The organism is Maribacter sp. IgM3_T14_3 (assembly GCF_049603095.1).
Lineage (GTDB): Bacteria > Bacteroidota > Bacteroidia > Flavobacteriales > Flavobacteriaceae > Maribacter.
The window spans coordinates 1,798,164-1,819,906 of record NZ_CP187138.1; the positions used below are offsets into that span (position 1 = coordinate 1,798,164).

General features: G+C 35.4%; 23 protein-coding genes. 14 read left to right on the plus strand and 9 right to left on the minus strand.

The features are described 5' to 3' along the window. Positions 1-20: 20 nt before the first annotated feature. Complete coding sequence (trxA, locus tag ACPF9A_RS08075) at positions 21-317, plus strand: thioredoxin (RefSeq protein ID WP_276493382.1); 297 nt, start codon at positions 21-23, stop codon at positions 315-317. Here the strand turns inward: trxA and ACPF9A_RS08080 are convergent. Continuing rightward, positions 314-1,354 (minus strand): lactonase family protein, encoded by a 1,041-nt coding sequence (locus ACPF9A_RS08080; protein ID WP_424003346.1) that lies wholly within the window; start codon positions 1,352-1,354, stop codon positions 314-316. The two genes, trxA and ACPF9A_RS08080, sit on opposite strands and share 4 nt — an antisense overlap. Positions 1,355-1,573: 219 nt before the next feature. Here ACPF9A_RS08080 and ACPF9A_RS08085 point away from each other — a divergent pair, with 219 nt between their 5' ends. After that, positions 1,574-1,852, plus strand: a complete 279-nt coding sequence (locus tag ACPF9A_RS08085; protein ID WP_424003348.1) for a hypothetical protein — start codon at positions 1,574-1,576, stop codon at positions 1,850-1,852. Between the two features lie 24 nt (positions 1,853-1,876). Here ACPF9A_RS08085 and ACPF9A_RS08090 read toward each other — a convergent pair whose 3' ends face one another. After that, complete coding sequence (locus ACPF9A_RS08090; protein WP_424003350.1) at positions 1,877-3,502, minus strand: SulP family inorganic anion transporter; 1,626 nt, start codon at positions 3,500-3,502, stop codon at positions 1,877-1,879. An 83-nt stretch (positions 3,503-3,585) separates the two neighbouring features. After that, positions 3,586-4,560, minus strand: coding sequence for a phytanoyl-CoA dioxygenase family protein (locus ACPF9A_RS08095; protein WP_424003352.1), 975 nt, complete (start codon positions 4,558-4,560; stop codon positions 3,586-3,588). A 147-nt stretch (positions 4,561-4,707) separates the two neighbouring features. On the opposite strand from ACPF9A_RS08095, the gene ACPF9A_RS08100 reads away from it, so the two are divergent. Next, positions 4,708-5,556: a helix-turn-helix domain-containing protein gene (locus ACPF9A_RS08100; RefSeq protein WP_424003354.1), complete on the plus strand. Its 849-nt coding sequence runs from the start codon at positions 4,708-4,710 to the stop codon at positions 5,554-5,556. A 125-nt stretch (positions 5,557-5,681) separates the two neighbouring features. Further along, the gene (locus ACPF9A_RS08105) at positions 5,682-6,209 is read left to right on the plus strand and encodes a DUF421 domain-containing protein (protein WP_424003356.1); all 528 of its coding nucleotides are present in this window, start codon (positions 5,682-5,684) and stop codon (positions 6,207-6,209) included. Between the two features lie 53 nt (positions 6,210-6,262). On the opposite strand, the gene ACPF9A_RS08110 is transcribed toward ACPF9A_RS08105, so the two are convergent. Then, positions 6,263-7,177, minus strand: coding sequence for a nicotinic acid mononucleotide adenyltransferase (locus ACPF9A_RS08110; protein ID WP_424003358.1), 915 nt, complete (start codon positions 7,175-7,177; stop codon positions 6,263-6,265). A 110-nt stretch (positions 7,178-7,287) separates the two neighbouring features. On the opposite strand from ACPF9A_RS08110, the gene ACPF9A_RS08115 reads away from it, so the two are divergent. Continuing rightward, entirely contained in the window at positions 7,288-8,289 is a 1,002-nt protein-coding gene (locus ACPF9A_RS08115) for an NAD(P)H-dependent glycerol-3-phosphate dehydrogenase (protein ID WP_424003360.1), read from the plus strand. Positions 8,290-8,329: 40 nt separating this feature from the next. Beyond that, a complete protein-coding gene (locus tag ACPF9A_RS08120) occupies positions 8,330-9,721 on the plus strand; it encodes an alpha/beta fold hydrolase (RefSeq protein ID WP_424003362.1) in 1,392 nt (463 codons plus the stop codon). On the opposite strand, the gene ACPF9A_RS08125 is transcribed toward ACPF9A_RS08120, so the two are convergent. The 4 genes from ACPF9A_RS08125 to ACPF9A_RS08140 form a co-directional block, all read right to left on the minus strand. Further along, on the minus strand, positions 9,707-11,374 hold the full coding sequence (locus ACPF9A_RS08125; RefSeq protein WP_424003364.1) for a glycerol-3-phosphate dehydrogenase/oxidase: 1,668 nt from the start codon (positions 11,372-11,374) through the stop codon (positions 9,707-9,709). The two genes, ACPF9A_RS08120 and ACPF9A_RS08125, sit on opposite strands and share 15 nt — an antisense overlap. Positions 11,375-11,513: 139 nt before the next feature. Continuing rightward, on the minus strand, positions 11,514-13,004 hold the full coding sequence (glpK, locus tag ACPF9A_RS08130; RefSeq protein WP_424003366.1) for a glycerol kinase GlpK: 1,491 nt from the start codon (positions 13,002-13,004) through the stop codon (positions 11,514-11,516). Between the two features lie 78 nt (positions 13,005-13,082). Continuing rightward, positions 13,083-13,391, minus strand: coding sequence for an antibiotic biosynthesis monooxygenase family protein (locus ACPF9A_RS08135; protein ID WP_424003368.1), 309 nt, complete (start codon positions 13,389-13,391; stop codon positions 13,083-13,085). 3 nt (positions 13,392-13,394) lie between these two features. Further along, entirely contained in the window at positions 13,395-13,751 is a 357-nt protein-coding gene (locus ACPF9A_RS08140; RefSeq protein WP_133674193.1) for a hypothetical protein, read from the minus strand. Between the two features lie 81 nt (positions 13,752-13,832). Between ACPF9A_RS08140 and ACPF9A_RS08145 the strand changes: the two genes are divergently transcribed. The 8 genes from ACPF9A_RS08145 to ACPF9A_RS08180 all read left to right on the plus strand — a co-directional run bounded on the left by ACPF9A_RS08145 (position 13,833) and on the right by ACPF9A_RS08180 (position 20,637). Beyond that, positions 13,833-14,357, plus strand: a complete 525-nt coding sequence (locus tag ACPF9A_RS08145) for a CvpA family protein (RefSeq protein ID WP_424003370.1) — start codon at positions 13,833-13,835, stop codon at positions 14,355-14,357. Between the two features lie 188 nt (positions 14,358-14,545). Beyond that, a complete protein-coding gene (locus ACPF9A_RS08150) occupies positions 14,546-15,025 on the plus strand; it encodes a CAP domain-containing protein (protein ID WP_424003372.1) in 480 nt (159 codons plus the stop codon). A 263-nt stretch (positions 15,026-15,288) separates the two neighbouring features. Beyond that, the gene (locus ACPF9A_RS08155; RefSeq protein ID WP_424003374.1) at positions 15,289-15,795 is read left to right on the plus strand and encodes a CAP domain-containing protein; all 507 of its coding nucleotides are present in this window, start codon (positions 15,289-15,291) and stop codon (positions 15,793-15,795) included. Positions 15,796-15,904: 109 nt separating this feature from the next. Next, on the plus strand, positions 15,905-16,447 hold the full coding sequence (locus ACPF9A_RS08160) for a 3-hydroxyanthranilate 3,4-dioxygenase (protein ID WP_424003376.1): 543 nt from the start codon (positions 15,905-15,907) through the stop codon (positions 16,445-16,447). Further along, positions 16,444-16,815, plus strand: coding sequence for a DUF1304 domain-containing protein (locus tag ACPF9A_RS08165; RefSeq protein WP_424003377.1), 372 nt, complete (start codon positions 16,444-16,446; stop codon positions 16,813-16,815). Before ACPF9A_RS08160 ends, ACPF9A_RS08165 begins: the two co-directional genes overlap by 4 nt. 80 nt (positions 16,816-16,895) lie before the next feature. Further along, positions 16,896-18,449 (plus strand): aldehyde dehydrogenase family protein, encoded by a 1,554-nt coding sequence (locus tag ACPF9A_RS08170; RefSeq protein ID WP_424003379.1) that lies wholly within the window; start codon positions 16,896-16,898, stop codon positions 18,447-18,449. A 581-nt stretch (positions 18,450-19,030) separates the two neighbouring features. After that, positions 19,031-19,939, plus strand: coding sequence for an OmpA family protein (locus ACPF9A_RS08175; RefSeq protein WP_424003381.1), 909 nt, complete (start codon positions 19,031-19,033; stop codon positions 19,937-19,939). 32 nt (positions 19,940-19,971) lie between these two features. Next, the gene (locus tag ACPF9A_RS08180; protein WP_424003383.1) at positions 19,972-20,637 is read left to right on the plus strand and encodes a hypothetical protein; all 666 of its coding nucleotides are present in this window, start codon (positions 19,972-19,974) and stop codon (positions 20,635-20,637) included. A gap of 55 nt (positions 20,638-20,692) precedes the next feature. Here the strand turns inward: ACPF9A_RS08180 and ACPF9A_RS08185 are convergent, their stop codons facing one another. After that, entirely contained in the window at positions 20,693-21,691 is a 999-nt protein-coding gene (locus ACPF9A_RS08185) for an acyl-ACP desaturase (protein WP_424003385.1), read from the minus strand. Between the last annotated feature and the right edge of the window lie 52 nt (positions 21,692-21,743).

A 21,743-nucleotide genomic window follows, 5' to 3' on the forward strand; every position in this document is an offset into this window, starting at 1 on the left:
TAATTTATAAAACAAAAGATATGAAATCATCATTTTCTGATATCATAAAAGGGGACACTCCTGTTTTAGTAGACTTTTTTGCTGACTGGTGTGGACCATGTAAAACCTTAGCTCCTATTCTAAAAGATGTAAAAGGAGACTTAGGCGACGCTATTAAAGTCGTAAAAATAGACGTAGATAAAAATCAAACATTGGCATCTCAATACCAAGTTAGAGGTGTACCTACTATGATTCTTTTTAAAGACGGAAAGCAGGTTTGGAGACAATCTGGCGTTGTGCCAAAAAATGACTTGCTACAGATTATCAAATCTAATTAATAGAATTTTAAACATACTGGACTAGGCAAATCAACCTGGCTTACAAAACTTAGAGTGCCGTTCTCTGCATCTCTATTAAAAACAACAATATTGTTGCTTCGTTGATTTGCTACCAGTATATACTTACCTGTAGGGTCAATCGTGAAGTTTCTTGGCCAATCGCCCTTTACAGACTCTCGACCTACCAATTCCAATTTTCCGTTAGTTTCATCTACCTTGAATATTACTGTTGTATTCTCCCCTCTATTTGTTCCATATAGAAATTTGCCATCAGGTGATAAATGAAGATCAGCGCAAAAACTCTCTCCTTCAAAATCTGATGCTACTGTATCATAGGTTTTCTTACCATAATACTTGCCATCTTCTTTCTGAAACATGGTGAGGGTAGAATTTAATTCATTGATTACATAAAGAAATTCTGCATTATTACAGGTTACAAAATGTCTGGGACCAGCACCCTCTGCAAGAACCAATTCTTTCTGATTGCTTGCTACAAATTCCCCATTCAACGTGCTATACTTTTTTATTCTGTCTAGACCCAAATCTGACACAATCAATTCATCATCTAAGAATGATGCCATATGAGCATGAGCAGTTTTACTTGTATCTAATACTTTGTGATTTATAACTTGCGGAGATGGCTTAAGATTTCCATTTTCCAAGGTATTATATACCGCAACATTACCACCCGTATAATTGGCAACGGCAACTAATTTTCCGTTATCAGCGACACCTACATAACACGGGTTGGCGCCATAAGTAGATTGCACATCTACCTCAACAAGTGTGGTATCTTTTATTCTAAATGTAGTTATAGAACCATCTTCCTTTTTAAAATCATCTACCTCACTTACCGCATACAATGAGTTTTTATCTGGAGAGAAAGCTATATAAGAAGGATTCTGGATTTTTGCTGCTAATGATTTTTTCACCAACTCACCCGTATCTGAATTAAAATTGAATCTATAGATACCTTCACTACCATTATCTGTATACGTTCCTACAAACAAAACCTCTTCATTTTTTGACTCTTCCACCTTACAACTGTTTAAAATAACCAACCCAATACTCAAGATAAGCAACCCGATTTTATTCTTCATTTTTCTAATGCTCTTTTCTAAGAATATCCCCCTTCAAGATGAGGGAATTAAACCCTAGTATTTAGATCAATAAATGTATAAAAGAAATGCTCAAAAACTAAGAATAATTGAATTTCATGTAACAAAACCTTCAATTTTACTACATACAAGAAAGAAATGACGATGGGATACGGCGGACAACCAATGAAAGTAATAAAGGCAAATAGGGCGCTACTTAAAAAAAGTAGAAGCTTTAGAGATTTACGTAAAGATTATTTAGACTACTCGCAAAAAACCAAATTACACTTTAAAGAGCTTACCGATGTAGAGCGTAAAGTTGTGCGTGATAAAATAAGAGCGCAAGCTAAAAAAGACAGCATACAAGAAATAGGAATTTATATTCTTTCTATAGCTATAGTTTTAGGAGCTTTCTATGCTATCTATTATTTTAATTAGCAACACGGACAAAAATTTTGGTTCTTATAAACCCCAAAGATTAAATGGGTTTTTAGTTTCTGGACCTTTTGCTTTAGAAAGAGGCTTATTCACCATAACCTTGTAGGTAGGATCTTCCATAACATTTACATCAATAATGTCTTCGGCATCATTTAAAAGAGTAATGCAATCTTTACTTAAGTGCCTTAAGTGAACTTTCTTACCTTGGTTGGCATATCGTTCAGTTATTCTATTTAAGGCTTCAATTGCTGACATATCCGAAACTTTACTTTCTGCAAAATCTATGATTACTTCATCTGGATCGTTTGCCACATCGAACTTTTCACTAAACGCAGTTACAGAACCAAAAAATAAAGGTCCGTATATCTCATAATGCTTCACCCCTGCTTCATCTACGTATTTTCGAGCTCTAATTCTCTTAGCACTTTCCCAAGCAAAAACCAAAGCTGAAATTATTACGCCTATCAATACAGCTAATGCTAAATTGTGTAAAATAACGGTGATTAAAGTAACCAATATCATTACAAAAATATCTGGTTTAGGCATTCTTTTTAAAGCCTTAAAACTTGCCCACTCGAATGTACCAACAGCAACCATAACCATAACACCAACCAGTGCTGCTATTGGAACAAGTTCTATTACCGGTGCGCCAAACAATATGATTACCAATATCGTTAATGCCGCAATTATACCTGATAGCCTTGCTCTTGAACCTGCCGATAGGTTCACTAAGGTTTGTGCAATCATTGGGCAACCACCCATTCCACCAAAAAAACCATTTAATATATTTGCGCCTCCTTGTGCCAAACACTCTCTATTGCTATTTCCTTTTGTACCAGTAATCTCATCTACCAAGTTCAGGGTAAGCAGACCTTCTGTAAGGCCAACCGCTGCCATTATCAGTCCGTATGGTAAAATAATTTTAAAGGCTTCTAATGTAAAGGGAATAGTCGGTATATGAAATGAAGGTAATGACCCACTAAGCGACTTCAACGCTTCTCCTGGCAACGTATCTTGATTTATGATATCTACTACCTGTTTGGTTTCTATATTAAGAAAATATACTACTAGAAACACAACAATGATTCCTATTAATGAAGCCGGAACCGCTTTAGTAAGCTTGGGAACAAAAACAATTATTGCAATTGTGAACAGTACCAAACCTACCATAGTATACAAAGTAGTACCTGTTAGCCAAACTGCAGCATCGCCGACACCAATTTTAAACTGGTCCATTTGTGCCATAAAAATAATAATGGCCAAACCGTTAACAAACCCAAACATAACGGGCTGAGGAACTAAACGGATAAATTTACCAAGCTTTAAAAAACCAACAATCAATTGAAAAACACCAGCTAAAGCAACTGCTGCAAAAACATATTCTAAACCGTGAGAATTCATTAATGCCATTAGTACCACTACGGTTGCACCAGCTCCACCAGAGATTAACCCTGGTCTACCACCAAATATCGCCGTAACCAATCCCATAATAAAAGCACCATATAAACCTACTAATGGTGAAAATCCTGCAAGAATTGCAAACATCAATGATTCTGGAATCATTGTCATTGCAACCGTTAATCCTGCTAAAATTTCATTTTTATAATCTACTTTTTGTTTGAAATCGAATAAATTGAAAATCTTCACCATGTGCCTCTAACTTTAAAGGGCGCAAAAATAGCAATATTTACCGGCCTCACCACAAACCTATTGATTATTGCCAAATTATCTGTTTACCAGTCTTTTAATCCCAATAATTTCTCTCCTAACGATGATAATTTTGCAGTTTCATATTTAGTTAGTTCCCAATTACGCGGATCACCCGGAAATGCATACCCCTCAGGTGCAATTCTATTCTTCCAAGAATTTACCCTCCAATTACGTATTTCTTCATTTTCTGGCTCTGCAGGCATCATAGAAATATACTGCGCTATTCGAACTTTATCTTTTGATTTATTTGGTCGAATACCGTGTGGCTCTGTACTATTGAAAATCAACAAATCGCCAGCCTTCATCTTAACTTTTATAATTTTATCTTCTAAACCATCTAATGAGGGTTGAAAATGGTCTCTATCTTCTGGCTGTGTCAATTTCCAAGAATCGTAATTACGGTACAACCATGGTATACATTGAAAGCCGCCCATATTCTCATCATCTTGATCAGTCAATGCCAATACTCCTTGTACATTTTGTGGTTTTGTTTCCGGGTCATAATCCCAATGTATAAATCCTTTCTTATCTACCCCTTCAGGCAATGGAAAATTCAAGTTTGCACGATCAATAGTTACCCATAATTTTTCCGTACCCCAAACATCTACAAAGGCATCATATACTTTTTGCGTTTGTCTATTGTTCCATAAATGTTGATGGTTATATACCTCAACCATTCCGGTACCGGTTAGTTCTTTCATTTGCATTTCTGCTCGTGGCGGTGCATACCATGTTGAAGAATCTGTCGGACTCTTTTCGTCAAACTCCCAAAGAAAATCTGCTGTTGTTTTAGCTTGCTCTATTGGTACCGCATTTTTAACGACTATGTATCCGTTCTCTATCCAGAATTTCCAATCTTCCTCGCTGAGTACACGAAGTGGTTTACCATTAGATCTATCATTTAATTTTTGTTTACTGCTTGTTGCTGTTGATGGATTACCGGGTATATCTTTATGCGCTTTATTACCCTGCGCAACTTTGTTGTTTGTCTGTTGCATCGTATAAAAAATTTAAGTCTGAAGTGTTTTATAAAACTACTGAGCGTTAGCAACTTGAACTACCTTGATATTGACCATAATTTGAACAATATTGATTTTATAGCTACTCAATATTGAAATTATATGCAATTTTGTTACATTTAGCCCATGAAGATTGAACTAGAAACCATTGATCCCGCATCTAAAAGTCCGTTTAGACTTTTACATGACCCCAAGTTGAGCCATCTATTTTACTGGCATTTTCATCCGGAATATGAGTTGGTATATATTGAAGGAGCAAATGGCACCAGGCATGTTGGAGACCACATTTCTGAGTATGAAGAAAATGACCTTGTACTGATTGGTTCTAACATACCGCATTTAAACTTCGATTACGGTGTAAAGACAGTTTACCGTGAAGAAGTTTTACATATTAAACCTAATTTTAAAAACACTTTTGTTGACCCTTTACCAGAATTACAAAGCTTAAACAGATTACTAGACCTTTCTAGATACGGAATCGCTTTTCACGGGGAAACTAAGAAAGTGGTGGGCGAATTATTAAAGGAACTACACACCTTAAAACCTTTTGAATATTTCATGTCCATCATGAATATTCTTAAAAGGCTATCTCAAAGTAATGAGTTCGAATTACTACACAAAAAACCCTACAAGAATAGATATAGTAAAAAGGAACAAAGTAGAATTCGTGATATTTATGCTTTAATCGATGAGCGCTACCAAGGAAAAATTTCGGTAGATGAAGTTGCCAAATTCTGTAATTTAACGAAACCTGCCTTTTGCCGTTACTTTAAAAAAGCCACGGGCAGCACTTTTATAGAGTTTTTAAACCAATATCGCATCAGCCAATCGAAACGTTTATTACTTACTGGAAAAAATGTTAGCGAAACTTGTTTTGAATGCGGATTCGAAAGTCTATCGTACTTCAACAGAACGTTTAAAAAGGTAACAGGAGAAAACCCTTCAGCATTTAAAAAGAGATTGCAGCGTGATTAAATGAACCAGAACTCTAAGCAATAGAGGAAACATTTAAAATGAGATACTGTTATTTTTAGCGGATCACAATATTACCTTTCATCAACAGATGATATCGGTAGTGTATAATCTCTAAAAATATTCTCATGGAAATTTTCGACCCACTTTCATTCAAAACCGTTTTGCAAATAGTTGTTGCTGCTGTTTTTATCTATTTATATATGATGTTCATTACCCGAGTAACTGGCAAAAGAACATTTGCTAAAATGACAAGTTTTGATTTTGCAGTTACTATTGCCATGGGTTCTATTCTAGCAGATGCGGTGAACAAACCTGAATCAAGTTTAATGCCCGCAATGGTCTCTATAGCCTTGCTTGCAGGTTTACAGGCATTATTCGCCAAGTTGTTATCATCATCTGATGCCGCACAAAAATTAATAACCAATACGCCTATTCTTCTAATGAAAAACGGTATAATCTTGAAAGAGAACTTAAACAAAGCATTGGTAAGTCAGGCAGATTTAATGGGCAAACTTCGTGAAGCAAATGTTTTACAACTGTCTCAAGTAAAAGCTGTCATTTTTGAAACTACAGGCGATATATCGGTTCTTCACACAGATAAGCCTATCGATATTGATGCTGTTATTATGGAAGACGTAAAACCTGAAGCATAAAAAATGCCCTATTATAAATGAATAGGGCATTTTTGAGACAATCAACTTAAAAACTATTTTGCCTTCTTTCGTTCTACATTCATTGTAGGGTTAGAAGATTTTGTTCTTTTCTTGCTTTCTGAACCTTTGGCAGATTTTAAATACTCTTGGTACCCTCTACCTCTAAACTCGTACGTTGTTCCACTATCTGGGTGATATAACTCTATAGTGCTGTCGTTAATGACATATAATTCAAAATAATCATCACCCATAAAGTCATAATCTAAAGTCAATGTTTTTAATGAATTGTCGCCCTGAACATCATATACCTGATAATTACCTTCAAAATCCCACTGTAAATTAGAAACACTTGTATTCGGCGCATCTAAAGAAGACCTGAAAAAATTGGGTAAAAATTGTACATAATTTTCATTATCAAAATCATTTAAAGCTCCTGCTTCACTGGTATAGATTTTCTCCCAAGCATCATATTCTTGTATGAAATAGTTGATGTTATCATAAAATACGGTGTCATAATCAAAATTATTAATTTGATATCCTTTCAAATAATACGATGTATCTGAATTTGCATCATACAACTCTATCGTATTATTATTTACCGCAAAAACTTCTAGAAACCAAGATCCATCGATATCGTGTGCAATATCTACCGTTCCTCTAAGCGTACCATAGGTACCTACATCAATACCATAGCCACCACCCGTTTTGCCGATACCAACGATATTATTATTTGCATATAACACACCGCGATCAAAAGACACTGTAAATGCTCTTTGTAAAAAAGGCACTTCACCATTACCACGCGTCGCATTAATATCTACATACCATAAATCATAGCTTTGTAAAACTTGATCGGTATTAAAAGCCGACTCTTCTATAAAATCATCCTCAATAATTACTTCTGTATAACACGAAACCATTAAGGTGGCCAATAGGAAATATCCTGTAAGTAGTTTTATAGTTTTCATATGTTTTCATTTAATAGGTTACTAACCATAAAACAATCTCCATGCCAAAATTTACACAAGACTGATACTAATCATATGATGAGCATATAAATTATTGGTAAATTTGCCCTATGAACAACGATGCGAAATTTGCGGTTTTAGGTGGTGGAAGTTGGGCTACGGCCATTGTTAAAATGTTGACCAATAACCAAGAAAAGGTTGGTTGGTATATGCGTAATGTCGATGCTATTGAGCATATTAAAACTCAAAAACACAACCCTAATTACCTTACTTCGGTAGAATTTAAGACCGAACAATTAGACTTGACGAGCGATATTAACGAGGCTGTGAATAAAGCCGATGTTTTAATTTTCGCTATTCCTTCTGCTTTTTTGGTTGGAGAATTAGAAAAACTGACCGTTTCTTTAAAAGACAAAATAATATTTTCTGCAATTAAAGGTATTGTACCCGAATCGGGATTAATAGTCGGTGAGCATTTTCATAACGTTTACCAAATACCTTTTGATCATATTGGCGTTATAACCGGACCTTGCCATGCAGAAGAAGTTGCGATGGAACGACTTTCATATTTAACCATTGCTTGTGCAGATACCGATAAGGCAAAATTGATTGCCAATAATCTCTCTAGCAATTATATTAAAACCAATATCAGTAAAGACATTATAGGTACAGAATATGCCGCCATGTTAAAAAATATCTATGCCATTGCCGCTGGTATTGCACACGGATTAGGTTATGGTGATAATTTTCAGAGTGTATTAATGAGTAACGCAATTCGTGAGATGAAGCGTTACACAAAACGCATACATAACCTAGATAGAAACATTAATAAATCGGCTTATTTAGGTGATTTGTTAGTTACTGGATATTCTATTTTTAGTCGTAACAGAATGTTCGGTAACATGATTGGAAAAGGGTACACCGTAAAAAGTGCACAAATGGAAATGAGCATGATTGCCGAAGGATATTACGCGGCAAAAAGTGCTTATAAAATAAAAGAGAACTTTACAAAAAAGGTCAAAACTCCTATTATTGACGCTGTTTATAAAGTTCTCTATGAAAATAAGAATCCTAAAAAGGTTTTTCTTGATTTAACCGATAAGTTAGATTAATAAAAGTTGTCTATCTTAGAATCAGCTAATTATCTTCTATATGCGCATATGGACAATTTTTCTGTTTCTAATTATATGTACCGCCTGCAAGCAAACTTCTAAAAAAGAGGTTTTAATTGGTACTCTTGAAGTACCTGCCAACCGCGAAAAATCGGACTCACGTACAATGAGCCTTGCTTATAAAGTTTTAAAAGCAAAAAATAAAGATTCCTCAAAATCTCCTATAGTTTATTTACAAGGTGGCCCTGGTGGTCCAACTTTGATTATGGAAAATTTTTGGAAGAATCACCCACTACGAAATGACCGAGATATTATATTAATGGACCAAAGAGGAACGGGTCTATCTGATGCAGTTTGTGTTAAATCTGGAGAGGATGCCATTTCTATTTTGAGAAAAAATCTTAATAAGGAGGAAGAATTTTTAGCATTAAACAAGTTAATGGAAGATTGTAAAAATTCTTTAGGTCAAAAAGATATTGATTTTTCCGAATTTTCCAGTAAAGAAATAGCTGCCGACTTTGAAGATTTAAGAAAAGAATTAGGGTATGATACTTGGAATCTGTTTGGAGGCTCTTACGGTTCACGATTAGGTTTAACCATTATGCGAGATTATCCAAATAGTGTAAAAAGCGCATTACTTTTTTCAGTATTCGCACCCGAAAATAATTTACTAACAGATTTTAGCAAGAGTTTTGAAGATTCACTTTTTTCTGCCCTTAAACGCTGTGAAAAAGATGAAGCATGTAATACGAGATTTCCTGATTTAAAAATGCGCATGTTAACCGTGTTACGTAAATTGGAGAACGAACCTCTAACCATAGTTTATGAAGAAGAAGAATTCATCTTAAATGCAAGAGATGCTATTTTACTCATAAAACTAATGTTATATAACCGTTCGTCAATAGCTAAAATTCCCGAATTTATTGAGGCATTAGAAAATAAAAATAGTGACGCCATAATTGACAAACTAGATGATTTTATACCTATATACAGAACTATTAATCTACCTATGAGCTATTCTGTATTAGTTTATGAAGAACTTCCTTTCACAGACATAAATGAAGTTAACACCTTTTTCAAAACACAATCTAATTTAGGAGATGAGTATTATCCTTATGATTTAAATGGTTTAAAAAAATGGCACCCTTTTAGGGCGCCAACATCGGAGAACCAACCTGTAGTTTCATCAATTCCAACATTAATGGTCAGTGGTGATCTTGACCCTATTACACCAGTTCATTACGCAACAGATGCCTTAAAACATCTAGAAAATGGTTTCGGTGTTAGGTTCCCAGATGATAGCCACGCCTTATTCAATGCATGCTTTTTTCAAATGGCCGAAGATTTCTACAACGACCCGACCCGTAAACCAAATTCTGAATGTAGCTCAATAAGAAAACCTATTGAGTGGGATCTATCACCTTCTCTCTAAAGAAAAATCTGAATGCTCTTTTAATTCTGCGTTCAAGGTTGTTCGCCATTCTTCGATTTTAGCATCGTCTACTTTAAACTTACTTTGAAATACCTTTAATAAGGGCTCCATTAGAGTTCTAACACTATCTATATCGAAATAAAGTCTGCCTGTTCTTCTAATGAAGAAATCCATAGGGGTTTGCACCATTTCAAAATCGATACCAAAAGCCAATTCGGCTTTAGCTAAACGTACGTATTTATCATCTTCTACAATACCCTTATAATTTTCAAGAATAGTCTCTGTCTGTTTACCATAGTTAGTTACTAAAAACCAAGCATCGTGTTTTGTAAAACCTTCTTCTTTGATTTGGTCATATACCTCATCAATATATTTTTTTACATGTTTAAATTTCTTGAAATCTACATTACCGCACAGAAATATTTTCTCTGTGTAACATTCTTTAAGTTCGGTATCATATTCCTCTTCCATTTTCTTGGCGATACGATCTACCACTCTTTCTGCCATTTTACGGTAACCTGTTAGCTTACCACCTGCAATACTGATTAAGCCGGTATCTGACACAAAAATCTCATCTTTTCTTGATAATTCTGACGCAGACTTACCTTCTTCGTGTATTAATGGTCTTAAACCTGCCCATGAAGAAACAATATCTTCTAACTCTAGATTTATATTAGGAAACATATTATTCACCGCAGAAATCAAATAAATGGCATCTGCAAGATCTGTTCTTACATTGTCTTTATTATCATTAAAGTTGGTATCTGTTGTACCTACATAGGTTACCTTACCTCTTGGTATGGCAAACATCATTCTACCATCAGGTATATCAAAATAACAAGATTGTTTCACCGGTAATTTTTCGTACGGAAAAACTAAGTGAACCCCTTTGGTTAAATGAAGTTGTTTTCCTTTTTTAGAATTGTTCAGGCTTCGTAATTCATCTACCCACGGACCAGCAGCGCTGATTACATATTTAGATTTGATGGTAAACTCTTTGCCGGTAACCGTATCTATCGCTTTAACACCTGCAATTTTCTCATCGTCGTAAATAAACTCATTAACCTTGGCATAATTTAATGCCTGCGCACCAAATAGAAGACTGGTTTTTATATTCTCAATGGTTAAACGGGCATCGTCTGTTCTATATTCAGCATAATAACCTGCACCGTTCAAAATCTTTTTAGGTAATAAAGGTTCCAATTTCATGGCTTCCTTTTTTTCTAGCATTTTTCGCTTATCATCACCTGTAACTTGAGCTAAAATATCATATACTTTAAGTCCAATAGATGTCAACCATTTACCGTAAGAGCCATTTTCTATTAAGGGCAACAACATTTTTTCAGGCAATACTAAATGCGGAGCCAATTTATGTACAATGGCACGCTCGGATCCTACTTCTTTCACCAACCAAAAATCGAATTGCTTTAAGTAGCGGAGTCCACCATGTATCAGTTTGGTAGATTTACTACTCGTACCAGAAGCAAAATCTCCTTTTTCTAATAAAGCTACTTTAAGTCCGCGGGATGCTGCATCTAGCGCAATACCTCCACCTGTAATTCCTCCGCCAATTACTACTAAATCAAAATCCTCCGATTCTAAGCTATCTATCGTTTTTTGGCGTTCTAAATTGGTAAATTTTATATTTTTCATCAGTAGATGTATTAAAGTTTTTAAGCGGATATTTTGGTCGTAACTTAAGTAAAACCTAACACCCCAAAACAAAGATATCGCTAGTTATATGCTATTCTATGCTCTATAAAATTAATAAATTGTAAAATTGATTCATTTGCTATTCTTCTTCTTCCCAACCTTTTGATCTCTCAACCGCCTTTTGCCATTTTTTGTACAGACGCTTTCTTTTTACACGGTCAAAAGTTGGCTTAAAAATTCGGTCCATTGGTCGGTTTTGATCAATATCAGATTGCTGCCAGAAACCTACTTGAATACCAGCTAAGAAAGCTGCACCCATAGCCGTAGATTCTATAATCTTAGGGCGGTGTACCTCAGAATCTAAAATATCTGCCTGAAATTGCATTAAATGATTATTAGCGCAAGCCCCACCATCTACTCTAAGGTTCTTTAATTGAATACCTGAGTCATCTTCCATAGCTTTTAAAATGTCTTTCGTTTGGTATGCCAATGCCTCTAAGGTCGCCTTTGCCAAATGTGCTTTACCCGTATCTCTGGTTAAACCGAAAACGGCACCTCTTGCATACATATCCCAATAGGGTGCGCCAAGACCCGCAAATGCCGGCACTACATAAACGGGATTCTCACCTTCTATTGAATTTGCCAATTCTTCTGTTTCTTTGGCATCTTTTATAAGCTCCAAACCATCTCTTAACCACTGTATCGCCGCACCAGCAATAAAAATACTGCCCTCTAGCGCGTAATTGACCTTACCGTCTATACCGTAAGCGATAGTGGTTAATAGTCCGTTCTTAGAAAACTGTGGTTTTTCACCGGTATTCATTAACATAAAGCAACCTGTACCATAGGTATTTTTTGCAGACCCTTTCTTAAAACATGCCTGACCAAAAAGTGCTGCTTGCTGATCACCAGCAATACCTGCTATAGGAATTTTTACTCCGTCAATCTCATATTCCCCAAAATTTGCTGCAGATGGTTTCACCTCTGGCAACATTGTTTTAGGTATATCTAAGGCCTTCAACATTTTATCGTCCCACTTTAGATTTACGATATCGTAAATCATGGTACGCGATGCATTGGTATAATCGGTTACGTGGTTGTGATTTTTCGTCATATTCCAAACTAACCAAGTGTCAATGGTGCCCATTAATAAATCGCCAGCCTGAGCTTTCTTTTTGGCTCCTTCAACATTATCGAGAATCCATTTTACTTTAGTACCCGAGAAATAAGAATCAATGACCAAGCCTGTAGTTGTCTTTACATGCTCTGTTAGCCCTATTTTCTTTAGATGCTCGCAAATGTCTGCGGTACGTTTGTCTTGCCAAACAATGGCATTATAAACGGGTTCACCTGTATTTTTATCCCAAACTACAGTAGTTTCTCTTTGGTTGGTGATGCCAATACCTACAATTTCTGTGGGTTTCACTTTTTCCTTCTCTAAAAGTTCTTTTAAAACTTCCATCTGAGAGGATAAAATTTCTTTTGGATCATGTTCTACCCAACCTGATTTAGGGAAAATTTGTTTGAATTCTTTTTGAACCATTCCTCTAATAGTACCATCATGGTCTACTAATAAAGCCCTTGAGCTCGTTGTACCCTGATCTAATGATATTATAAATTGCCTTGACATGTGCTTTAAGTTATTTCTCTAAATATAGCGGAAATAAAAATTAATGCAAAGCAGTGAATTTCGAAGCGATGTGAAGAATTATGTACTTCTATTAAAACTATATTCCCGTTCTACTAAACAAATACGAACAGTATAAGAATTGTACCAATCTGCTATTCCTTTTTTTTGAGCCAGCAAATGATCTGCTTGCTGTTTCCAATTATGAATTGCATTTAGGCTTTTCCAGTAACTTACTGTAATTCCTATTTCTTGGCGTGCACTTTCAATACCTATATAACCAAGTTGCTTTTTTGCCAGCTGCTCCATGAAATCTGCCATTTTGCCGTAACCATTATCCCCCGCTGTTCTGGTAGACGTAAAAATAACAGCATAGTAAGGCTCTTTCATAGTTTATTGAATAAACTCTTTTTCTACAAAATAGGTGACAATTGCTTCTTTCATAAGTACCGTTTGCTCCCCAGCTTTTAAAGATGGTAATTCTTCCATTACATTATAATGAGGCCAGCCGTCTTCATCGAAAAAACTGAATTCATAAAATCCGTAAGGTTCTAAAAGACGACATATCGCTATATGCATTAAGTCTAACTTATCATCTTTCTTATATTTTTTATGGTACTGCCCTAATTCTTGAACCCCTATCAGGTAAATGATAGCATCTAGTTCTAAAGGGTCTCCGTCAGAAAACTTTCCTGAAAGCTTTTCTACCAAATAATCCCATCGTTCTTTTAATTGTATATCCCTTGCCATAAAATTCCTTCAATCTCATCTATGATATTGACCTTGCAAAGGTACAAATCAAAGTTCTATATTTGTTAAAACACTTCACTAATGGGACTTTTAGATATTTTACTTGGATTGCCTTTAATTTGGGGTCTATGGAAGGGATATAAAAACGGACTTTTCATGGAAATAGCATCTATACTTGCACTCGTTGCCGGTATTTTCGGAGCAATTCATTTTTCATATATCACAGGCGAATATTTATCTGAACACCTAAATTGGGATGAACGCAACATGAGCATCATCGCTTTTATAATTACCCTGGTCTTAATTATTATTGTTGTAAATCTTGCTGGTAAATTATTGACCAAGGTTGCCAACTTTGCCATGCTCGGCTTATTGAATAAAATTGCAGGTGGTATTTTTGGTGTGTTAAAGGTGGCTATTTTGCTTGGTGCCGCTTTCATATTTTTTGACAGGATGGATAATACCTTTAACCTAATACAAGAAGAGACTAAAGAGAAATCTATTCTTTATCAACCTATTAAAGATATTGGCGCATTAATTTTTGATACCGTATTACAGAATGAAGTACTTCAAAAAGAGCCATCTGAAGAACCTGTTACTATTTAAACCGTTAGTCAGCTAATCTATCTTTTTGTACACTTTATCGAATATGCATTTTTGTAACAGCCCTGCATTTAATTTTTCAATAATATTACTACTTCGATAACCCAAATCGATTACGAGAGCTTAGAACACTCTTAACTTTTTTACCTACTGCGCTACGCCGTGAGGCTACATGATTTAAAGACACTTATATGAAAATGAGATTGCTTTACGCGGTCCCTGTCTTTTTATTACTTTTTCTTGGTTCTTGCACTAGCGAATCTATTGACGATACGCCAGTACTTGAAGCTGAAAATGTATTAACCATAGAGCAGGACCTTCTAGATATTGTAAATGACCATCGTTTAAGCTTAAATACCAATACTTTGGCGTTTAGCGATGTAGCATATAAATATGCAAACCTTCATACCGACTACATGATATCCAAGGGTAGTATTAGCCACGATAATTTTAGCTCAAGAGCATCTAACATCGATTCTGAAATAAGCGTTGAAATGGTTGCAGAAAATGTTGCCAAAGACTATCAATCTGCTTTAGAGGCGTTCGAAGGATGGTATGTTAGCAGCAGCCATAAAAAAACGATGGAAGGCGACTTTACACATACAGGTATAAGTGTAAAGAAAGATGACCAGGGCAACTATTACTTTACCCAACTTTTTTACAAGCAGTAGAACATTTGTATTACTTTTTTAAGGACTAATCTAGGTTTAGTTTAACTCAAATTCGCTGACTGGTTTCTTTAAGTTGATGAAATGTAGATAGTCACATGAAATGCACTTTTATTCGTTGTAATTTTTGAGGTATTTTAACGATCAACCCCAATCTATAGATTCGTGTCGCTTACCGTACAAAATATACTTTCTATAGATATTCTTCTTAATGAAAAGATTTGTGAGCCTATTTTTGTCATTCAATACTTAAATAGTTCCCCTTTATGAAATCTTCATTGTTTTATTTAGTTATATTCATTACTGTTTTATCGTCATGTTCTAGATATGAGAACTTTGCGGGTTACGAAGAAACTTCTGAAGAACCATTGTCAACTTATACTTTGGCTTCTTCTAATTCGCATAACAATCTAGAAGCCGAACTTTTTGAAATGATAAATAATTATCGAGTTAGCATAGGTTTAAATGAACTGCAATTTGAAAGTACAACATTCTACTATGCAAGCCTTCATACCACATATATGATTTCAAAAGGTAACACAAGTCATGATAATTTTAGTAAGCGAGCAAGTAACATTGTAAAAAGAACCAATGCCATATTTGTTGCAGAAAATGTAGCAAGAAAATACGATACTATTGAAGATGCTTTTGATGCATGGTTACTAAGTTCTGGTCACAGAGAAAATATAGAAGGTAACTATGATTTTTCTGCTATAAACATTCAACAAAATAACAAAGGAGATTTATATTTTACACAACTTTTTTTTAGATAAAATTTTAGAAATTAATATTTGAAAGCCTTTGTAACCCAAAGGCTTTTTTTATGCTTACCTTTTAGGTGAAGAATAACCGTTTCTTTAACTTTCACTTAAATTCAGAGAAATGAGCATACAAGCACCATTTAATCTTACCAAATGGATCGAAGAAAACAGAGCTTCACTTAAGCCACCTGTCGGAAATAAAAATTTATATAAAGATGCGGGCGATTATATTGTTATGATCGTTGCTGGACCAAATGCTAGAAAAGACTACCATTACAATGAAACTGAAGAATTATTTTATCAGCTTGAAGGCCATATAGAGGTTCACATTCAAGAAGATGGTAAAAAACGTACCATGCAATTAGGACCCGGAGATATGTATTTGCATCCTGCAAAAGTACCTCACTCGCCGGTTCGTAAAGAAGGCTCTATTGGTCTAGTTATAGAACGAAAACGCGCCGACATGAATGTTGACGATGGTCTGTTATGGTTTTGCGACAATTGTAACCACAAATTATATGAAGCTTATTTTACCCTTCATGACATTGAAAAAGATTTCTTATCTCATTTTAAACATTTTTACAGTTCAAAAGAATTAAGAACTTGCGAGAATTGTGGTACTGTTATGCCAGTTGACGAACGTTTTATAGCCAAAGAATCATGATTATTATAGCACAAATTATTACAGCCTTGGTAGCACTCATCCATATATACATTCTTTGGTTTGAAATGTTTGCCTGGACAACGGCAGGAAGAAAAGTATTTAAAAACTTTCCTAAAGATTTATTTGAACCCACCAAATCTATGGCGGCAAACCAAGGTCTATATAATGGCTTTTTGGCCGCCGGCTTGATATGGTCTTTTTTTATAAGCGATATAACATGGTCTGCTAATATTGCCTTATTCTTTTTAAGCTGTGTTACTGTTGCCGGTATTTACGGTGCATTTTCGGTAAGCAAAAAAATATTCTTTGTTCAAAGTATACCTGCTTTACTAGGTATTATCTTTTGGTGTATCGTTAAATTTTCTTAGAATAAATAAGATGTCTTATTGGATAAAATTCTTTGTATTTTTGTAATATATCTAACATTAATTACGCAAAAAGTTATAAAATGTCAAAAATAGCAGCAGATTTCGGAATACACGATGCTCTAAAAGCATTAGGAATTAAAGATGTCAACGAGGGTACTTCAACTGGATCTAACCATTTTTCATCAGGTGATACTATTTCATCGTACTCACCAGTAGATGGTTCTTTAATCGCCAAAGTCAAAACAACGACAAAAGCAGATTACGAAAAAGTAATGTCTACTGCTACGACTACTTTTAAAGAGTGGAGAACAAAACCTGCACCGTTACGTGGTGAAATTGTCAGACAATTTGGCGACAAGCTAAGAGAACTTAAAGAACCGTTAGGTAAACTTGTTTCTTATGAAATGGGCAAAAGCTACCAAGAAGGTTTAGGCGAGGTACAAGAAATGATAGATATCTGTGACTTTGCAGTTGGTCTTTCTCGTCAATTACACGGTTTAACCATGCACTCAGAAAGACCTGGGCATAGAATGTACGAACAGTATCATTCATTAGGCGTAGTAGGTATTATATCTGCCTTTAACTTTCCTGTAGCTGTTTGGGCTTGGAATACGACTCTTGCTTGGATCTGTGGTGATGTTTGTGTTTGGAAACCATCAGAAAAAACTCCGCTATGTGGTATAGCTTGTCAAAATATAGCTGCTGCAGTATTAAAAGCGAATAACTTACCAGAGGGTATTTCTTGTTTAATTAATGGGGATTATAAGATCGGTGAATTAATGACACAAGATAATAGAGTACCATTAGTATCTGCTACGGGATCTATTAGAATGGGAAAAATAGTTGCTCAAGCTGTTGCAGCCAGACTTGGTAAATCTTTACTTGAACTTGGTGGTAACAATGCTATTATCGTTACACCAGATGCTGACTTAAAAATGACTGTTATCGGTGCAGTATTCGGTGCAGTAGGTACTGCGGGCCAACGTTGTACTTCTACAAGAAGATTGATCATTCACGAATCAATGTATGATAAAGTAAAAGAAGCTGTTGTAGCTGCATATCAACAATTAAGAATTGGAAACCCACTAGATGAAAATAATCATGTTGGTCCATTAATTGATACCGATGCAGTTGCCCAATATAAAATGGCCCTTGAAAAAGTGGTTAAAGAAGGTGGAAAATTAATCGTTGAAGGCGGCGTTTTAGATGGTGCTGGCTATGAAAGTGGTTGCTATGTTAAACCTGCAATTGCAGAAGCTAAAAACGATTTCGAAATTGTTCAGCACGAAACATTTGCTCCTGTTCTTTACCTACTAAAATATTCTGGTGATGTTGAAAATGCCATTGCTATTCAAAATGGTGTGGTACAAGGACTTTCATCTGCTATTATGACAAACAATCTTCGTGAAGCGGAACATTTTCTTTCTGCTTGGGGTAGCGATTGTGGTATTGCCAATGTAAACATCGGTACTTCTGGTGCTGAAATTGGTGGTGCTTTTGGTGGTGAAAAAGAAACTGGCGGAGGTCGTGAAAGCGGTTCTGATGCTTGGAAAGTGTACATGAGAAGACAAACCAATACTATTAACTATACTACTGAGCTTCCTTTAGCACAGGGTATAAAGTTTGATCTATAATAATTTCAATATTTCCTTTGTATGTTCAATAACTAGGTTGCTTTTCAATTGGTTGGTTCGTTCGACCAACTACCATGAAGTAAAGTTTGTAACCCTAGAATAATGAACATACAAAGGAAATTTATAATGCCTTTTATTTTTTTCTTCATTTTATAGTGTAAATACCTCTGTATTAAACTAATAAATTATCCTACTCGTTTCAACTAATTCTGTACAGCTTTACCCAAATATTGTATAGTTGGATTTTTTATTCTCTTAATTTATAGACATAAAAAAATCCTGTCGACTTCAAGAGGACAGGATTTTTTAACCAACTAACTCAAAACTTCAAATTGTATATTCAATGCCCAATCTTTGTGGGGAGATGTATACCATTTATAATACTTACGTAAAAATGCAACTTATAGTTGTTGCTCCATACACTTTTTATATCGTTTTACCCACTGATTGTATAGTTGGTATGCATAATTACATAACTGTTATTAACATAATGATTGATTGTAAGGTAATTAGGTGCCGATCTTTTAACATTTTTAAGATTTTTTTAATAAATTGTGCGCTAAACACTAAACATTTTTACAATGACGAAAACAACAACCTATTTATTATTGATGTTGATTACCATTGTAGTTGGAACTTTCATCTTTTATAATTGGTGTAGCGAATGCGCAACAGCAGTTACAACGACTGAACCAGCCACAGAAAAGGTAATCGTAAAAGAGCCCTCGGCAACATCGTATCCATTCGCAATTGATGGAAACGGATTTGCCTACAACACCAATGACAATTATAACTTCAATATTTCTTCTCACAACATTTTAATGCCCTTAAGTGCTGAATTGACCCAGGGAGTTTCTGGTCTACAAAGCCATTTAGAGTCAAATGGCAGCAATGTTATAAATGTAACAGGATATTACACTAGCGAAGAAGAGAACAATACTGCGTTCCCTAATTTAGGACTTGCAAGAGCAAACTCTATTAAAAATGATTTAGCTTCTAAAGGATTCTCGACTGCTCAAATTAATACCCAAGGCAAACTTATGGATGAGATGATCCCTAAAGATGGTACGTATTGGGGAGCTGCTTCATTTGACCTTGAAGAAAAGTCTGCTACTGAAGGTGATGACCTAAAGGCTTTATATGATAAAATTAAAGCTGATCCGCTAATTCTTTACTTCGATACAGCAGAAGCGTCAATTCATTTAGGTGCCGAGCAAAAACAAAAAGTTGCCGATATTTCTAGATATTTAGATAAGGTTTCTGATGCTACATCAAGCGTAGTTGGTCATACAGATGCCACCGGTCAAGCAAGTACAAATATGAGACTAGGTCAAGACAGAGCAGAATTTGCTAAAAACTACCTAATGCAAAACGGGATAGCGGCTGATAAGATTGTTGCTACATCTAAGGGACAAACTCAACCAATTGCTACAAACGCCACTGAAGAAGGCAGAGTAAAAAATAGACGAACAGTTATTACATTAAATTAAAACATACACTAACCTTATAAATAAGTAAAAACATGAATTTTGAAAATATGAATATTTGGTGCATCTTAATTCCAATTTTAATTGGTCTTATTTGTGGTTTCTTGGGTTATCTAATTGGTCGTTTATTTGGTAAAGACTCTTCCAAGGTTATAGATAATTCTGCTGAAATCAATAGTCTTACGGCTAGTAACACGAAGTTAAAGGCTGAACTATCCGATTTAAACAATCTTAAAGCAAGCAACAGTAAATTAAAAGCTGATTTAGATGCTTGTAACCAAAGAGTAATCGCTGCGAGCAAAGTAGTAACGCCTGCTCCGGTTGCCCCTAGCGCACCAAGTACTAATCTAGGCGCCTCTGCTGCCTCTTTTGCTGCCGGTGCCGCTACAAGCAGCGCTTTAGCTTTTGACGGATCTGCTGCCAAAACTGCTTTTGGAAAAACAATCAAACAAGATGACTTAAAACTTGTTGAAGGTATTGGTCCAAAAATTGAAGGTATGTTCAAAGACCATGGCATTAAGACTTGGAAAGGACTTTCTGAAGCTAGTTTAGCCGAGTGTCAGAAAATATTAGATACTGGCGGAACGAGATATAAAATTCACGATCCTGCTTCTTGGCCTTTACAAGCTAAGATGTGCTACGAAGGTAAGTGGGCAGAACTTGTAAAGTGGCAACAAGAACACAAACACGGTAAACTATAAATTACCGTTTACAGCAAAAAAAATCCCGATCATTACCGATCGGGATTTTTTTATTTTATAATGCTCCGTTTGCCTCAACCCACTTAAAGTGATATTGATCTTGCGGAAATTTCATACGCTCTGCAATTCTTTCTAATCTTGAAGGCAACTTAACTAAATAATCACGTGCCTTTTCAGCTTCCTCATTTAAAGAACGAACCGTATCGATTTCCCAATACGCATTAAGCTTACTTAGAATATCAACATAGTCTTGCGCAGTATATACACCTAATCGTTGTGCACAGTTAGAGAAATTTTCGAATGCTGATCCTATTGTACCACCAGACTCACGTAAAAAGTGTGCTGGCATAACAATTTTCTTTTTCATCATATCTGCAAAGGCAATCATCATACCCGATGGATCTTCGCCTAAAATAGTCTTCACGAATTCTCTGTACGCTAAATGATGTCTCATTTCATCACCGGCAATAATGGTACACATTTTACCCAATAATGCGTTTCCTTTTTTCTTTGCCATTTGCCCCACACGTTTGTGCGAAATATTAGTAGCTAATTCTTGAAAAGAGGTATATACAAAGTTTTTATATGGATCACGATCGGTACCGATATCAAAACCATCAGAAATTAAATGTTGCGTCGTAATTTCTATTTCTCTCATATTTACCCTTCCAGATAAATAAAGATATTTGTTCAGTACATCGCCGTGTCTATTTTCTTCAGCGGTCCATGCGCGAACCCATTTTGCCCAGCCGTTTGTTTTATGGTCACCGTGTTGGTCAACACCAACAACATCCATTAACCACGATTCATAGGTTGGCAATGCCTCTTCGGTTATGGTATCTGCTACCATGGTTACCCAAAAATCATATCCCAAATCTTTAGACTCTTCACGAATATCTTTCACCTCTTGCAAGAAGGTATCTTTTTCAGAATTTGGTAAAAAATCTGTTGGTTGCCATATATCCTCTGGTTTTATAAGGAAAGATTCCATGAAACTTTCTACCTTAGGCTCTAAAGCCTGCATCACTTCTAATCTTATATTTTTAGTAGACATAGTTTAGTTTTTATTAAAGATCGTCAATAAAACAATCAATTTTTAAGTAAAG

Bases quoted from the DNA above. Each gene is read 5' to 3' on its own strand.
- trxA (WP_276493382.1), top strand. From the start codon at position 21: ATGAAATCATCATTTTCTGATATCATAAAAGGGGACACTCCTGTTTTA.
- ACPF9A_RS08085 (WP_424003348.1), top strand. From the start codon at position 1,574: ATGACGATGGGATACGGCGGACAACCAATGAAAGTAATAAAGGCAAAT.
- ACPF9A_RS08090 (WP_424003350.1), bottom strand. From the start codon at position 3,502: ATGGTGAAGATTTTCAATTTATTCGATTTCAAACAAAAAGTAGATTAT.
- ACPF9A_RS08095 (WP_424003352.1), bottom strand. From the start codon at position 4,560: ATGCAACAGACAAACAACAAAGTTGCGCAGGGTAATAAAGCGCATAAA.
- ACPF9A_RS08100 (WP_424003354.1), top strand. From the start codon at position 4,708: ATGAAGATTGAACTAGAAACCATTGATCCCGCATCTAAAAGTCCGTTT.
- ACPF9A_RS08105 (WP_424003356.1), top strand. From the start codon at position 5,682: ATGGAAATTTTCGACCCACTTTCATTCAAAACCGTTTTGCAAATAGTT.
- ACPF9A_RS08110 (WP_424003358.1), bottom strand. From the start codon at position 7,177: ATGAAAACTATAAAACTACTTACAGGATATTTCCTATTGGCCACCTTA.
- ACPF9A_RS08115 (WP_424003360.1), top strand. From the start codon at position 7,288: ATGAACAACGATGCGAAATTTGCGGTTTTAGGTGGTGGAAGTTGGGCT.
- ACPF9A_RS08120 (WP_424003362.1), top strand. From the start codon at position 8,330: ATGCGCATATGGACAATTTTTCTGTTTCTAATTATATGTACCGCCTGC.
- ACPF9A_RS08125 (WP_424003364.1), bottom strand. From the start codon at position 11,374: ATGAAAAATATAAAATTTACCAATTTAGAACGCCAAAAAACGATAGAT.
- glpK (WP_424003366.1), bottom strand. From the start codon at position 13,004: ATGTCAAGGCAATTTATAATATCATTAGATCAGGGTACAACGAGCTCA.
- ACPF9A_RS08135 (WP_424003368.1), bottom strand. From the start codon at position 13,391: ATGAAAGAGCCTTACTATGCTGTTATTTTTACGTCTACCAGAACAGCG.
- ACPF9A_RS08140 (WP_133674193.1), bottom strand. From the start codon at position 13,751: ATGGCAAGGGATATACAATTAAAAGAACGATGGGATTATTTGGTAGAA.
- ACPF9A_RS08145 (WP_424003370.1), top strand. From the start codon at position 13,833: ATGGGACTTTTAGATATTTTACTTGGATTGCCTTTAATTTGGGGTCTA.
- ACPF9A_RS08150 (WP_424003372.1), top strand. From the start codon at position 14,546: ATGAAAATGAGATTGCTTTACGCGGTCCCTGTCTTTTTATTACTTTTT.
- ACPF9A_RS08155 (WP_424003374.1), top strand. From the start codon at position 15,289: ATGAAATCTTCATTGTTTTATTTAGTTATATTCATTACTGTTTTATCG.
- ACPF9A_RS08160 (WP_424003376.1), top strand. From the start codon at position 15,905: ATGAGCATACAAGCACCATTTAATCTTACCAAATGGATCGAAGAAAAC.
- ACPF9A_RS08165 (WP_424003377.1), top strand. From the start codon at position 16,444: ATGATTATTATAGCACAAATTATTACAGCCTTGGTAGCACTCATCCAT.
- ACPF9A_RS08170 (WP_424003379.1), top strand. From the start codon at position 16,896: ATGTCAAAAATAGCAGCAGATTTCGGAATACACGATGCTCTAAAAGCA.
- ACPF9A_RS08175 (WP_424003381.1), top strand. From the start codon at position 19,031: ATGACGAAAACAACAACCTATTTATTATTGATGTTGATTACCATTGTA.
- ACPF9A_RS08180 (WP_424003383.1), top strand. From the start codon at position 19,972: ATGAATTTTGAAAATATGAATATTTGGTGCATCTTAATTCCAATTTTA.
- ACPF9A_RS08185 (WP_424003385.1), bottom strand. From the start codon at position 21,691: ATGTCTACTAAAAATATAAGATTAGAAGTGATGCAGGCTTTAGAGCCT.